The 15,004-nt window shown below is 46.3% G+C and carries 10 protein-coding genes and 1 pseudogene; 6 read left to right on the top strand and 5 right to left on the bottom strand.

Annotated elements, in window-relative coordinates:
• Window positions 1-47: 47 nt before the first annotated feature.
• Window positions 48-248 (bottom strand): hypothetical protein, encoded by a 201-nt coding sequence (locus RID53_RS26890; RefSeq protein WP_446391013.1) that lies wholly within the window; start codon window positions 246-248, stop codon window positions 48-50.
• A gap of 266 nt (window positions 249-514) precedes the next feature.
• Between RID53_RS26890 and RID53_RS26885 the strand changes: the two genes are divergently transcribed.
• From RID53_RS26885 to RID53_RS26860, 6 genes and pseudogenes are all read left to right on the top strand, one after another.
• Window positions 515-1,756, top strand: a complete 1,242-nt coding sequence (locus RID53_RS26885) for a pentapeptide repeat-containing protein (RefSeq protein WP_446391012.1) — start codon at window positions 515-517, stop codon at window positions 1,754-1,756.
• Between the two features lie 271 nt (window positions 1,757-2,027).
• Window positions 2,028-4,397, top strand: coding sequence for a transglycosylase SLT domain-containing protein (locus RID53_RS26880; RefSeq protein WP_446391011.1), 2,370 nt, complete (start codon window positions 2,028-2,030; stop codon window positions 4,395-4,397).
• Window positions 4,398-4,545: 148 nt separating this feature from the next.
• The gene (locus RID53_RS26875; protein WP_446391010.1) at window positions 4,546-5,445 is read left to right on the top strand and encodes a PEP-CTERM sorting domain-containing protein; all 900 of its coding nucleotides are present in this window, start codon (window positions 4,546-4,548) and stop codon (window positions 5,443-5,445) included.
• Window positions 5,446-5,578: 133 nt separating this feature from the next.
• On the top strand, window positions 5,579-6,559 hold the full coding sequence (locus RID53_RS26870) for an ABC transporter ATP-binding protein (protein ID WP_446391009.1): 981 nt from the start codon (window positions 5,579-5,581) through the stop codon (window positions 6,557-6,559).
• 235 nt (window positions 6,560-6,794) lie between these two features.
• Entirely contained in the window at window positions 6,795-8,654 is a 1,860-nt protein-coding gene (ilvB, locus tag RID53_RS26865) for a biosynthetic-type acetolactate synthase large subunit (RefSeq protein WP_446391008.1), read from the top strand.
• Window positions 8,655-8,854: 200 nt separating this feature from the next.
• Window positions 8,855-9,185: pseudogene (locus RID53_RS26860) on the top strand (zinc ribbon domain-containing protein); the annotation flags it as partial.
• Between the two features lie 207 nt (window positions 9,186-9,392).
• Here the strand turns inward: RID53_RS26860 and RID53_RS26855 are convergent.
• The 4 genes from RID53_RS26855 to RID53_RS26840 form a co-directional block, all read right to left on the bottom strand.
• Window positions 9,393-9,812, bottom strand: a complete 420-nt coding sequence (locus RID53_RS26855; RefSeq protein ID WP_446391007.1) for a hypothetical protein — start codon at window positions 9,810-9,812, stop codon at window positions 9,393-9,395.
• A 596-nt stretch (window positions 9,813-10,408) separates the two neighbouring features.
• Entirely contained in the window at window positions 10,409-10,750 is a 342-nt protein-coding gene (locus tag RID53_RS26850; RefSeq protein WP_446391006.1) for a XisI protein, read from the bottom strand.
• Window positions 10,738-11,154: a XisH family protein gene (locus RID53_RS26845; RefSeq protein ID WP_446391005.1), complete on the bottom strand. Its 417-nt coding sequence runs from the start codon at window positions 11,152-11,154 to the stop codon at window positions 10,738-10,740. The genes RID53_RS26850 and RID53_RS26845 overlap by 13 nt, the downstream gene beginning before the upstream one ends.
• A 290-nt stretch (window positions 11,155-11,444) precedes the next feature.
• Window positions 11,445-14,804, bottom strand: coding sequence for an ATP-binding protein (locus RID53_RS26840; protein WP_446391004.1), 3,360 nt, complete (start codon window positions 14,802-14,804; stop codon window positions 11,445-11,447).
• Window positions 14,805-15,004: the final 200 nt, after the last annotated feature.

The raw sequence follows: 15,004 nt of genomic DNA, 5'->3' as shown, positions 1-15,004 counted from the left end.
AAATCGCTCAATCCCCTGATTTAGTAAGCTTTTTTCTTTACTATTGCCTATTGCCTATTGCCTATTGCCTGGCGCGTAGTGTTATACAATTCATAATTCAGCACTTGAACGCCCTGTGGTAACTGACTTACCGGGGCGGGAATCATTTCTCCGCGAAAGTCCAAAAGCTGAACCAGGAGAAGGTATGCCAGTGCCAGCAGTATGGAAATGGCTCCAGTAATAATTGCCACAATTTTTGAGCGATTCATGGATAAATGGTGACGGGTGATTAGAAATTGCTGATTAGGAAAAACGGGGAACGGAAAACAGGAAATAGAGAATAGGAAACATTGTGAGTGATACCATCTTGCGGCTAATCTAAAAGCAGAAGCCGTCGCTATTCTCGTTCAATTGTTCCACTAAATGTTTTATTCTACAGCATAAGAGTTGGTCAAGTCGAAACCTTGCTGAATGCAAATTTCTATTCCACCAACGCCCGTTGTCTTATGGTTGCCCCATCAATTCGGAGGTTATGATGGCTCAGGACTACTCCGGTCAAAATCTGCAAGGTCGCTCGTTTCGAGGCAGAACTGACTTGGCAGGTGCTAATTTTAGCCACGCTGACATCCGAGGCGCAGATTTTAGCAATGCTATCCTAACGGGGGCAAATTTTAGCTATTGCCAAGCTGGATTGCAGCAACACTGGGCAATGATTCTATTGCTGGTTGCTTTATTTCTATCTACGCTATCGGGTTTTGTTTCCGCCTTGGCGGGTGTGATCACCGGAGCGGCGCTGATTAGTCAGAACCTGATCGAAATCTTAGCGGGTGCGTTTATTTTAATCGCTTTGGGCGTTTTTGTCAGCCTGACGATCCGCCAAGGGCTGATTATGGCGTTAGGGGTTTGGGTTGTGGCAATTGTGGTGGCGGCAATGGTAGCCGTTCTGACAGGAGCTACAGCGGTAGCGGTAACTTTAGTAGCTGCCAGTGCTGGAGCCGTCGCGGCAGCTATTGCCATGGCAGTCGTGGCAGCCGGATCAGCAGCGGGTGCTGTAGCGGCTGCTAGTGCTGTAGCCGTCGTCGCAGCGGGAGCTGGTGTTGTCGCCGCTGCCGGTTCTGTGGTTGTCGTTACGGCTGGGGCATCTGTGGCAGCAGCAACTAGTGCCGCAACAGTGGCGGTGATTGTGGCGGTGGGTGTGGCTGGACTTTCTGCTTATGTAAGCTGGCGAGCCTTAATCGGGGATAAAAACTACGGCTTCATTCGTCGGGTTGCAGTTGCCTTTGCTGCGATTGGGGGAACAAATTTTCAGGGTGCCGATTTAACGGACGCGGATTTCACCCAAGCACTGCTCAAAAGCACCAATTTTAGACAAGCCAAGGTGACGCGCACTTGCTGGTTTCAAGCCAAAAAACTGGAACTGTCCCGTGTGGGAACCACCTATTTGGATCACCCCAAAATTCGACGATTAGTGGTTACGGGTGAAGGACAAGAGGAAAACTTTGATAATCTTCGCTTACCAGAGACGAATCTGCGGGGGGCTAATTTAGTCGCGGCGAGTTTCATCAATAGCGATCTCAGCCACGCCAATTTGCAGTCGGCTAACCTAAAGGGGGCGACGCTAAAAAACACCAATTTAGATAGTACCGATCTAATTGGGGCTTGTCTGGTGGGCGCTTATATTGAAGAATGGAAGATCACAAGGAAAACCAAATTTGATCGGGTGCAGCGCCAGTATATCGTTCGACGATTGGGTCTGAAAAAACGACCAAAACGCTAACGCCTATCCAGAAACGGTTCGGGAAACTTTCCCACCTTAACCAGAGATAAACGTACAATCAAACTGGGCAATGCCATCGTGTTCTGCAGATCTTTACCAAAAGCGGCGGGAAGCCCGCCTTCTTTTAGAGGGAGGGAAAACCACTTACCGCCGAGTTCAGAGTCATCGTTAATTGTGAGTTAGCCATGAACCCTGAATTGGAAATCCCCCTGATTTGGCGGGGGATGAGTTTAACCGGATCTAAGATAGATGTGCGTCACCAGGAGGTTCTATGAATAAAAGACGCGAGATTTTCGCCCCCCACAGCCGTTCAAGGCGTAGACAACGAAGACGACAAATCGCTCTAGTCGCTGGAGTCGGACTCGTCGGTCTAATTTGGGGAGGAACGCTGATAGGTGGTAAGTATACCAAGGGGCTGGGTCAATTGACTATCCGGCTGCCATTTGTGCAGCATAATTCCTTTAACCCAGAAAAACAAAGCGACACGGCGGTTTTGCGACTCGCGTCCTTACCCGCAAACCAGCGACAAGCCAAACTTGAGGCGATCGCCCAAGGAAAAAATTCCATTGATAAGTCTCGTGCGCGTTATCTTTTGGCAGCGGATTTAATTGCACAAAACAAGGGCAAGGAGGCGCTGCGTTGGTTAGAGGGATTGGAGTTGGACTATCCTGTCCTGGGTGGCTATATCGCGGTTAAACGCGCCCAAGCTTATGAGCAGATTGGTGAGAAAACCAAAGCCCTAACGGAATGGCAAAACCTGCTGCAACGTTACGCGGATCAGCCCGTTGCCGCTTATGCGCTTTATGCTCTTTTCTCCCAGGAGTCTCAGTATCAGGAAGAGGAGATCAAATCCTTGTCCGCCAATCCCAGTTGGCAAGAGAAAATTCAGCAGATGTATGAACCGCCTGTTGACGATCCCCAATACTGGGAGAAAGCCGTCGCCAACTATCCATCTCATCCGTTGATTCTGGAGTTAGCCGGAGAGCGCCTGCAAGACAATCCCGCTCAGCCGGAGTTGATGCTGCTGTTGGCTCGATATGCCTTTGATACCCCAGAGGTCACTCCAGATGTGACACCGATCTTAGACCAATTGGTAGGAAACTACGGTAGGGCGGTTGACTCCGATAATCAACCTCTCATTAAACCAGAGGATTGGCAAGCGATCGCGGTGGGCTACTGGCGAGATCGGAAATATGGTCAAGCCAGCGCCGCTTATGCCAAAGCTCCCGAAACATCCAACAATACCTATTTAGTAGCAAGAGCCTTGAAATTTGCCCAGCAGTATGCGGAAGCTAAACGGGCATACAAACAGATGGTGAGTGATTTTCCCGACGCCGAGGAAACACCCGCCGCCCTGATTGAACTGGCGCAACTGCAACCGGATATTGAGGCAGTTCCCTATCTAGACGAAGTTGTTGAACGCTTCCCGGAACGCGCCGGGGAAGCCCTTTTGGTCAAAGCTGAAACCCTGGAACGCCTAGGGAGTTATCAAGCCGCCGAGGAAGCCCGAAAACAATTGATTGATGAGTATGGTGAATCTGAAGCTGCCGCCACCTACCGTTGGCAAGTGGCGCGATCGCACGCTGAATCCGGCAATGTCGAGGCAGCATGGGAATGGGCAAAACCAATTACCACCGAAAATCCCCATCGTTTCATCGCACGTCAGGCTGGATTTTGGGTAGGCAAATGGGCAAGGGAATTGGGACGCCGACAGGATGCCCAAGCCGCATTCGAGCAGGTGATTACCCACCACCCCCAGTCTTACTATGCGTGGCGCTCTGCCGTGCAGCTTGGTTGGGATGTGGGCGACTTTAAAACCGTCCGTCAACTTGATCCGAAACTGGTGCTGCCGAAAACCCGACCCCTGTTACCGATGGGTTCAGCCGCTCTCAAAGAACTCTATTTACTGGGTCAAGACGAAGATGCTTGGATACTTTGGAAAGCTGAATTCCAAAATCGCCTCGAACCCACCGTCGCTGAGCAGTTTACCGATGGCTTGATGCAGTTGGCAATCGGAGATTACTTGAGCGGCATTTCTACCATTGCCAGCTTAGAAGATCGGGATACCCCCGAAGAACAAGCGCAGTACCAAGACTTACGGGAAAAATTCACGTACTGGCAAGCGCTCTATCCCTTTCCTTTCTCAGACAAAATTGCCACCTATTCCCAAAAGCGTGAACTCAATCCTCTATTGGTGACTGCCCTGATTCGCCAAGAATCTCGCTTTGAACCCGATATTCGCTCTGGCGCTGGTGCCGTCGGTTTAATGCAAATGATGCCCAGTACGGGGGAGTGGGCAGCAGAAAATATTGATATGGAGGATTATTCTCTGGAAAATCCCGACGATAACATCAAACTGGGAACCTGGTTTCTGCGAGAAGTTCACCAGTCTTATAACGACAACTCCTTACTCGCGATCGCCAGTTACAACGCGGGTCAAGGGAATTTGTCCAAATGGCTGCAACAAGGAAGTGCTGGTGATCCAGATGAGTTTGTTGAATCCATTCCTTTTGATGAAACCAGAGATTATGTAAAACAGGTGTTTGGGAACTATTGGAATTATTTACGACTGTATGATCCCAAAGTTGCCCAGCAAGTTGCCCAACATTCTCAAAGTCAGTCCACGGCAATGCGTCGGTGAAGGCGTGGGGGAGAGTGAGAGAATGTGTAGCTCACATCACATAGGATAGGTTTTACCCGATAACGTTGGCGAGAAAACTGCTCACTTGACTAAACCGACCTCTAAAATTGACGTATATACAGAATTGAATTCTGGAGGAATGGGTGCAATGCTGACATCAACGAGTGACAAGCATTGGTACAGGCTAGGTTTAGCCCTCACCGCGTTGACGGTTTGGGAACTATCAACCTCCAATTCGGCTGAAGCAGCTACATTTACGGTAGGAGACTTTACCTGGGATCAGGCAAATTCGGTTTCGACGGTTGAGATCATTCAAGGCTCTATGGATTGGGACGCAGCGTTTACCACTCCTTTTGGTCAAGGTTTTACGGAATTTGCTCCCAGTCAAACGGTTGGTCAATTACTGGGACATAATCCTAATCCCAACGTCTCGTCTTCAGTCCCCTTTCCGGATAGTAATGGTAATCTGATTGTCCCTAATCAAGACCGAGCAACAATTAAGCTAACTTGGAACAATCTGTTATTACCCAATTTGGCAGGGGATGATTTCGTCATCTATGAGTCAGGCAATCCAGACGCGCCAGAAGGATTTAGCGTGTCGGTACTTAAATATGGTGAAAGCGAATTCCGGACAAGACGTTATGAATTTGCGGATAGCTTTGATAACAATCACTTGGTTTTCGGCACAGCATTCAATCTGGATGACTTTGGCTTAGAATCAGGTGATTTAATTAGTGCGATCGCGATCGGCAATCTGTTTAACTCAGAAGCCGTAACTGGGGCGGATTTAGTGGATGATCCAAGCGGCGAAGGGAATCTATTGTCTCCGGGAGATAGTGAGGGATACAGTATTCTCACGGGTCCTTTGGGTTCTAACCCCGAATACGCGACCAATAAACTTGACGCTGATATCGTGTACGCTGTCGGATTGCACGACGTTGTGGCATCATCTCCTAAATCGGTTCCTGAACCCACATCGATCTTAGGTTTACTGGTGGGAGTGGCTTTGGGTGTAGGTTTGATCCGCAAACGCGAACAAAAGGACTGATAGTTCCATTTGGGATAGTCAAACAGAGGCAAAGCGTTTAACTGCCTACTTTTTCCGCCGTCGTATACCAGAATCAGCCATATACTGATAATGTTATAAACAATAGAATCGTCAATTATTCAATTAACCGGGAATGGATTCGACTGCTGATTTGCCAGGGGCATTGACTACCCTTGACCAGAGTCCAGTTGTCGCGACTTCTGAGCTAAGGAAAGTCTATCGCACTGGCTTTTGGCTGAATCAAAAAATTGAATCACTGAAAAATTGCTCTCTGTCTGTTGAACCGGGAGAGACATTTGGCTTGCTTGGTCCCAATGGAGCAGGCAAAACGACGCTATTGAAGATTTTACTGGGGATTGTCCGTCCTACCTCTGGACGGGGTTGGCTGATGGGAAAACCGATTGGCGATCGCGGAGTAAAGCAGCGAATCGGCTATTTGCCAGAAAATCCCTATTTCTACGACTATCTGACAGGTTGGGAATTCTTGCAACTGACCGCCGGGTTGTTTCAAATCCCTAAAAGTCGTCAACGTCAACGCATTCCCCAATTGTTGGAGTTAGTCGGATTATCGAAGGCGGCGGCAAAAAAGAAGCAGTTGCGACAGTATTCTAAGGGGATGCTTCAGCGCATCGGTATGGCACAAGCCCTGATCAATGACCCGGATGTCGTGTTTCTGGATGAGCCGATGTCGGGACTCGATCCCATGGGACGCTATCAGATCCGGGAAATTATTCTCTCACTCAAGGAGCAAGGGAAAACCATTTTCTTCAATAGCCATGTTTTATCGGATGTGGAGAAGATATGCGATCGCATTGCGATTCTGGCACAGGGAGAGTTAATTTGTGTTGGCACACTGGATGAACTGTTGGGTGTAGCAACTCATTACCAAGTTCGTGGGAAAGGCGGTAACATCGACATTCTCCAGCGCTGGGTAAAAGAACTGGCATTCGAGGAAGATAGCTGGTACGGTGAACTCAAAGGCGAACCCCAAGAATTTATAGCCAGTCTGCGCCTGATGGGAGCGCAATTAATCGAGATTACCCTAGCACGCTCCTCTCTAGAGGAATTTTTTATGCAGCAGTTACGGCAGAGGGGGATTGAATCGAGTCATTAGCAGGGGGAGCTGTGTAGAGACGTGCCATGGCACGTCTGGGAGCTGGGGGAGATGAGGGAGCCAAGGACGAATGACATAAGACAAATGACGAATGATAACTAGACAGTGATCTCAGATTTGTTTTAAACTCATAAATTATTTGCTCATTTAAAGATCTACCATAGGTCTGGTGAACCTATTGTCAGGATATACAAAACTCTTAGAAAAACCGTTAATCATTTAGTGAGGGTATCTGGTGCGTTACCAAAGTATCTCTAAAAAAGAAGTCAAACAAAAAACCGTTACCCGTCGCACGGGTGCTTACGCCCTGATGGATAGTCTGAAGCGTCATGGAGTTAACCATATTTTTGGCTATCCCGGTGGTGCAATCCTGCCGATCTATGATGAACTGTATCAGTGGGAAGAGCGCGGAGAAATGCAGCATTTCTTGGTTCGCCATGAACAGGGTGCGGCTCATGCGGCGGATGGATATGCCCGGGCGACAGGAAAAGTGGGTGTCTGTTTTGCAACATCGGGTCCTGGAGCGACAAACTTAGTTACAGGGATTGCTACCGCCCACATGGATTCGATTCCCTTGGTGGTGGTTACCGGACAGGTGACACGGGCGGCGATTGGTTCGGATGCGTTCCAAGAAACGGATATTTTTGGCATTACGCTGCCGATTGTCAAACATTCCTATGTGGTGCGTGATCCTCGTGATATGGCGTGGATTGTGGCTGAAGCATTCCACATTGCTAGTACCGGTCGTCCGGGTCCAGTGTTAATTGATATTCCCAAGGATGTGGGGCTAGAAGAATTTGACTACACCCCTGTCGATCCGGGTATGGTTAAGCTGACAGGGTATCGTCCTACGGTTAAGGGAAATCCCCGACAAATTAATCAGGCGTTGCATCTGATCCGACAGTCGCAGCAACCCTTACTTTATGTCGGCGGCGGTGCGATTACAGCGAATGCCCATGAACAAGTCAAGCAATTGGCAGAAACGTTCCAAATTCCGGTTACGACAACGCTGATGGGGAAAGGGGCGTTTGATGAATCTCATCCGTTGTCGGTGGGAATGTTGGGAATGCATGGCACGGCTTATGCTAATTTTGCCGTGAGTGAATGTGATTTGCTGATTGCCGTTGGTGCGCGGTTTGATGATCGTGTGACTGGGAAGCTGGATCAGTTTGCTTGTCATGCGAAGGTGATTCATATCGATATTGACCCGGCAGAAGTAGGCAAAAACCGCGCCCCCCAAGTGCCAATTGTCGGCGATGTGCAGCAGGTGCTGGCTAAGTTATTACGGCGCTACGAGGAACAGGAAATTCCGGCTGATCTGAACCAGACTCAGCCATGGCTGAAGCGGATTCAGCGTTGGCGTCAAGAGTATCCCTTAGAAGCGCCCCAGTATCCCGATACGATTTCGCCGCAAGAGGTGATTGTGGAGTTGGATCGGCAAGCTCCAGATGCTTACTACACCACGGATGTAGGTCAGCATCAGATGTGGGCAGCGCAATTTCTGAAGACGGGACCGCGCCGTTGGATTTCTAGTGCAGGTTTAGGCACAATGGGGTACGGAGTTCCTGCGGCTATGGGCGTGAAGGTTGCCCTACCGGATCAGCAAGTGGTTTGTGTGGCGGGTGATGCTTCGGTACAAATGAATATTCAGGAGCTAGGGACGCTTGCACAGTATGGCATTAATGTCAAGACTGTGATCATTAACAACGGCTGGCAAGGAATGGTGCGCCAGTGGCAAGAGGCGTTTTTTGGACAGCGGTATTCGTCCTCGAATATGGAAATAGGAATGCCGGATTTTGTGATTCTGTGCCAAGCTTATGGGGTTAAGGGCATGGTGGTGAAGCATCGGGACGAACTCAAGGACGCGATCGCTGAAATGTTGGCTTATGATGGTCCGGTGTTGTTGGATGTTCGCGTCACCAAGAATGAGAATTGTTATCCGATGGTTGCACCGGGTAAGAGTAATGCCCAAATGATCGGATTGCCAGAACGCCGTCAGCAAGAACAGGTGGCTGAGATGGTCGATTGCAGTAACTGTGGGACTCAGAATCCAACCACGAATCATTTCTGTCCAGTTTGTGGAACGAAACTGTAATCAGTTATTGGGAAATAATTGGATAGTCAAAAGTCCCTTGCACTTGTGGGGGGCTTTTTTGAATAATCAAGTAATCTTATCGCTATAGGAATGCCTCCCAAGGTGACTTGGAAGGCGGTGTCGTTCATTACCGAAAAATAGGGTCTAAAGCCTCCCCCTTTTAGGGGTACTTTTAAGATAAATACGCTACCGTATTAGATGAATTCCGGTCATTGTGCGAGGGCAAAGCCAACAAGCACAACCGGGATTTTCGGGTCATCAGCCGATGGGAGCCTACCAGTCAGGTTTGCTCAGATTGCGGCTACCGATGGGGCAAAATAGACCTGTCAGTGCGGTCTATCCTGTGCATTAATTGCGGTGCTGAACACGACCGGGATGATAACGCCTCGGTCAACATAGAACAAGTCGGGGCCCTAGCAGACCCACGACTCTAAACGGACGGGGAGTGCGTGTAAGACCTCATCTGAGGCAGTGTGCGTTGAGCCGTCAACCCACCGAAAATACATTCAGTTAAACCTGTTTGATTGGTAGGAATCACCGTCCTTTTAGGTCGGTGAGGATGTCAACGAAAGGAATCTCAACTCCTCTATATCAGCATAATCCCTATCTGTGACAGGCTTGTCACAACGCTATGACAAGCTTGTGATCGCACGATGATGCTGAATATCTCTAACTAGCTTGCAGTCAGGGCTTCAACACCCTATACTTTCCTGACGAGTAAGCGTCAATCGTTCACATTCAATACTCCTCAAATTCAATAGAATCCAGCAGACTAATACTGATTGGAGAGATGTTCTGAGTCATTTCCGGCGAATTTTGGAATGCATCATTCTCGATATGCGGATAGTCGCATTGGAGAGAAGGTAGATGAGTTTGTGTTGGTGTACTGTCTTGCCTATCCTCTGGTAGCCCTAATATAGAATGATGGTGAGTAATCCAGCTATCGTTAACCTGTTGGATATGGCGCAGTTCATGTTGATTGGCGGTAAACAACCAATGTCCATCCGAATGAAAGGCAAAGACACTGGCTAGATGACAGTGATAGGATTCATAATACTTGGGACAACTCTCAGAGGCAGAACATTGACTCTCGAAAAAGGGACAGTGTATGGTGGAACAAACATTAATTGTGGCTTTTTGACTGATAGAGCGTTTCATAGATTCACCCCCGCATGTTTTGATGAAGCAAAACTCTCCAGCTCTTGAGATGTGATGCTGTATACTTCAATGATATTTTCTGCCCTAGGCAATTGAACACCACAAATCGCCAGAAATTACTCTGGGCTTTCCGAAAAAAGGTTAGGGAGTATGGGGGTTCTAGGCGATAGGCGTGCAGAGGTGCTATCAAACAAGTCTGTGGGATTGGTAGATTTTCAGTTAGAGTTGACTTAACCATGCAGATACGTGATCGCTCCTTGAACCCTTACGTGATAACCAGCCATCAGTGGAACAGCTCGAAACGGAAGTAAATGAGACACAATCACCTCAACCAGACTGATATAAAAGCATGGCTTGCTCACAGCGTCCTGGTAGAATAGAGTCACGCGATCGCGACGAGCGAGTAAGTGGGGACTTATGGATAATTAGAATTACATTCATTCAGGAAATCAGGGTTTCAACAAATAAGCCGATTATCTGAATTGTCTTTGCTTGAACCCCTCAAACTTAAGCACCATTGTAGAGACGCGCCATGGCGCGTCTCTACATAAATGATGTGTCCTAACCGCTATGGCGGTTGCTATAGTTTTGGTAAGCTACGCTAACGCAAATTCTGTAAATTGACGCACGTCTGGCGGATGAAAACCCAAAACAATATCACTAGCAGGAACCCCTAAATTTAAGAATTCATTGGCTATACCTACTTCTGTCCAATCTTCTTCGATCCAAATTTTATCATTTTTAATCTGAATATGAACAGTAATCCCCCGAACTCTTTTTTTTTGCCTCCAACCCGTTTGAAGCCAAAGATATTGATCTCGGCTTTCGTCGAAAGCCAGCAAACTTTCTAACCCAGCGCTAGGAGTTTGAGCCGCAAGTTGATGATATTGAGTCAAAATTCTTTTAATTAAATCTCGATAGTGGTTCAGCTTATCCATTGGGTAACCTCCTCAGCTTCTATATTGACCACAATCAGAGCCACCTGATTTTGTTGAACAATCAACTGAATAGCGACTTGCAAAAAAAAATTTTCATAAACATCCTGGCTAATTGCCAAATAGACTTGATAACTCGGATTAGTAACAGAGAGCAAGGTTCTATATATAATGTATTGTCCCAAAGCATTCTCTAAATCCCTAATCAAAGAGCGACCGATAAAACTCTTGATTTCAACAATAATTTCTTGTTGGTTTCTCTGGGCTATAACTGTTCTGCCAGCCCCTAAATCGGCAAATAACTGGAGTTCTTCATATTTAATCGTGTAAGGGTCTGCTGTAATTGTCCAACCCTCCTTGACTAAAGCTGTTTTGACAACATTATGGTAAACATCTTTAGCAGGCATTAAGGAAAGGTAGAAATCAGGGTTAATCTGAATTATAGCGTGATTATAAGTAGTCGGACAAAAGAAAACGGTACTGTGTTAAGTTTTGCAAATTGCCCTCAAACCCTTACTGTTCCCTGTTCCCTGTTCCCTAATCTCAACCGTTCACTTTAATTGTGTCCACCTACTAATCACTACCGAATAAGCTGTCATGCATTTAAATTGGGTATTAGTAGCGAGCAAGATGCAAAGCCTGCGGCATGGCTTCGCTAAACGCACTACAAGGCTTTCGCCATTATTGACATTAAGGTTTAAATGCCGAACAGCTTAATAATATCTACCTCTGAGACTCCCGATCGCTCGGCTTGCTGACAACGCTGCTGGTAAAATTGAACCACGCGATCGCGATCGTCCCATTGCCACAGTTGAGTGAAAATCTGGTGCGCTTTGGTATACTCTTTCTCCACATACAGATGCACCCCTCGCTCAAACTCCGTCCGAGTTTGTCGCTTCAATTCAATCAGTGGCGGCGGGTTACCATCAAACACCTCAAAGATCGCGATCGGTTGGAGTTTTCCTTTCACCGTCACTCGACCTAAGAAACGATAACTATAATGGTGATCATTTGTCAACCCATTTAACGTTTCTTCGCTAATTAAAATCTCCACCCCAAAAATCTTAGTTAATCCCTCCAAACGCGAGGCTAAATTCACCGCATCCGAAATCACTGTTGTATCCATTCGCTGAGACTCTCCCACCGTTCCCAACATTAAACTCCCTGTATGCAAACCAATCCCAATTGCAATCGGTTCATACCCACAGGCTTGACGGTGATCATTATACAAACTGACTTGCTTTTGCATCTCAATTGCCGCTTGTACTGCATCATCAGCCATCTGGGGAAATAATGCCATTACCGCATCGCCAATATATTTATCAATAAATCCACGATAATTGCGAATTACGGGACTCACACGACCTAAATATGAATTCAGAAAATCAAAATTTGCTTTCGGTGACAATTGTTCGGACAGACTGGTAAATGAACGAATATCGGCAAATAAAATAGACATTTCTTTTTGCACCTGATCTCCTAATTGCACATCCACAATACTTTCTCGTTCCAAAAATTGCAGAAACTCATAAGGGACAAACCGCCCATAAGCTGCATTGATTTTGGCTAAGCGGAGATGGGTTTTAATTCGGGCTAAAAGTTCATTCTTTAACACAGGCTTGGTTAAATAATCATTCGCGCCAACGGCAAACCCTTCCACTAAATCAGAAATCTGATTTTTCGCCGTTAACAAGACAATCGGTAGTTCATTAGGGAGAAATTGTTCCCGCAGTTTTTTACACAGTTCATACCCCGTCATCTGCGGCATCATGATATCTAGCAAAATCAGATCCGGTTTGAACCCTAAGCGAATCAACTCTAACGCTTCCAAGGCACTAGAGGCTTGAGTAATTGCATAATTTTGCAACGATAGATGATTGACAATGACCTGAAGATTCGTGGGTTCATCATCCACAATTAAAATGTGGAATGTCCCCTCTGGCGTGACAGCTACCTCTTGAGCGATGAGAATGCGATCCGGGCTAACAGTTCGCGGTGTATAATCTTGCACCTTAGAGACTTCGATGGAGGATTGATAATCAACCTTACCCTGAGATAAAGGTAGTGTAAATGTAAAGCGTGACCCCACTCCTGGCGTAGACTCAACCTTAATGATCCCGCCGTGAAGTTCAACCAGTTGTTTGGTAATGGCTAAACCTAATCCCGTTCCTCCATAGTGGCGAGCAATGGAACCATCGGCTTGTTCAAGCGATTCAAAAATGCGATTAATTTTGTCCGGCGGAATGCCAATTCCGGTGTCAATTACATGGATTTCCAGCATATCATTGACTGGCGTCGCTGAAACTTCAATGGTTCCCTGTTCCGTAAACTTAATTGCATTACTCACCAAATTGTACAAAATCTGCTGGACACGATTTTCATCAGCATCAACCGGGGGAATATCCGGATTAATGCTATTGATTAACTCGATCGGTTTCTTACCCACCAGCGGTTGAGAAATGGTTAAAACTACATGAGTCACTTCGCGAATTCCGATGGGTTTAATATTCAGTTGTAGGTTATGGTGTTTGAGTTGCGAGAAATCGAGTAAATCATTAACAAGCTGGTGCAATCGTCTGCCACTGGAAACAATGAGCGACAAGTTAAACCGAGTCGAATCCGATAGGTTTCCTGTTACTCCATCAATCAATGATTCGGCAATGCCAATGATTCCATTCAAGGGAGTTTTGAGTTCATGAGACGTGTTCGCTAAAAATTCATCCTTAAGCTGATCGAGTCGTTGTAAGGCAGTATTTTTCGCTTCTAATTCTATGGCATAGTTTTGCAGCAGATTACGCGCTTGGATGAATTGACGCTCTAACATAACGCCTAACGTAAGAATAAAAAGTAATGTTCCCCACGGATAAAGTTTTTGATACCAATTTACCCACTCTAAGCGATAAATTAAAATATCATTAATGGCAGATAGAGTAAGCAGACCAAACCCTACTGTAAAGAGTTTGGCTTCAACGTTACCCGTCAGAGAAATTTGCACCGACTTAGTTAAAATAATTATCGCACTGGCTAAAAACAAGAATTGAGCCAAAGTGACGGTTTGACTCCAAGAAAAGGTGTGAGTGGTGACTAAGCTTAACGCGGCTACCGCATAAGCTAGATGAATTTTCCAGAGATGGCGAATAATAGACTGGCATCTCATCTTAAACATTTCTTGAAAGAAAAGACAACCACTTACAGGAATCAGATAGAATGATGTATATTCCCAGAACCGTAAGGCTTCTAGATGATTAATAAAGACAGGGATAAAAAAAGACCGCGATAAGGTATATATCCCAATCATCGTTGTTAAAATGCCAAAGTGAAAGTATGATTTTTTTTCGGGGCGGCTTAAAGACAATCCCAGAATGATTAATCCTAAGGCAAAAAATAGAATGCCGAGTAATGTATGGCTTTGTTGTTGAAAGAAACGTTTAATTACAGCATTATGATTGCCCAATACAACGCGATCAAACAATCCGATGTAAATTGAAGCATTTTCTCCGACATACACCCGACACAAGAGAGTTTGATGCTGAAATCCTGGCTCAAGTTGAACGAGTGGCAATTGATAGTCTGTTAGGGTGGCTTGTTCAGCGGCATTGAGTGACCATTGATTATAGAGATGTTGCTCTCCTAAATATACATCTAATATATAAGGTACAGCGCCAAAATAGAGAGTCGGTGATTGCCATTCTCCAGCAGGTAAAGGAACACGCAGCCACAGGGTATGGACATTTTTATGGCTTGGTTTTCTGATTTTTCCGGGAAACTGAAATGATTGCCATTGTTCAGACAATATCTGATTCTGCGTCCCTTCTGAAACCCATGGTTGTTGTTGAGAAAAATCACCCCAATGATATTGCCATCCCTGAGTGATTTCTACCAGTGACGATGAAACTGGCGCGACTGGAGATTTAGCTGAACCAGATACCGTGTAGACGACTAGGCAACTGAATAGTGTTAAAATAAATGCGCCTAGATAGGAAATTCGAGGTTTTTGAGGTAGCCGATGTGAGCGCCATTGCTCCCACCGTTGCTTTATCCATGCACCCCTAGTCATAGTAGAGTCCCTGTTGTGATTGCTGCTATCCTATTCCTATTGTGAGGCAAGCTGACAGACTTTGGCAGCATCCATACACCTGTGAATCTACTCTTGTGGCGTTGGTTGGCTCACCCGACAAGATAATGGTCTTTATGCCACAATGGACAGATAAGTAGGTGGGAAAATTTACAGTTAACCGTGGGGATTGTCTTATGTCT

This window comes from Coleofasciculus sp. B1-GNL1-01, assembly GCF_040220235.1.
In the GTDB taxonomy this organism is placed as follows: Bacteria; Cyanobacteriota; Cyanobacteriia; order Cyanobacteriales; family Coleofasciculaceae; genus Coleofasciculus.
The sequence above is the reverse complement of the archived record's forward strand: the minus strand, read 5'-3'. Positions and strand labels throughout refer to the sequence as shown.

Coding starts and splice junctions, on each gene's coding strand:
- RID53_RS26885 (WP_446391012.1), top strand. CDS start 515: ATGGCTCAGGACTACTCCGGTCAAAATCTGCAAGGTCGCTCGTTTCGA.
- RID53_RS26840 (WP_446391004.1), bottom strand. CDS start 14,804: ATGACTAGGGGTGCATGGATAAAGCAACGGTGGGAGCAATGGCGCTCA.
- RID53_RS26875 (WP_446391010.1), top strand. CDS start 4,546: ATGCTGACATCAACGAGTGACAAGCATTGGTACAGGCTAGGTTTAGCC.
- RID53_RS26880 (WP_446391011.1), top strand. CDS start 2,028: ATGAATAAAAGACGCGAGATTTTCGCCCCCCACAGCCGTTCAAGGCGT.
- RID53_RS26845 (WP_446391005.1), bottom strand. CDS start 11,154: ATGCCTGCTAAAGATGTTTACCATAATGTTGTCAAAACAGCTTTAGTC.
- RID53_RS26870 (WP_446391009.1), top strand. CDS start 5,579: ATGGATTCGACTGCTGATTTGCCAGGGGCATTGACTACCCTTGACCAG.
- RID53_RS26855 (WP_446391007.1), bottom strand. CDS start 9,812: ATGAAACGCTCTATCAGTCAAAAAGCCACAATTAATGTTTGTTCCACC.
- RID53_RS26890 (WP_446391013.1), bottom strand. CDS start 248: ATGAATCGCTCAAAAATTGTGGCAATTATTACTGGAGCCATTTCCATA.
- RID53_RS26850 (WP_446391006.1), bottom strand. CDS start 10,750: ATGGATAAGCTGAACCACTATCGAGATTTAATTAAAAGAATTTTGACT.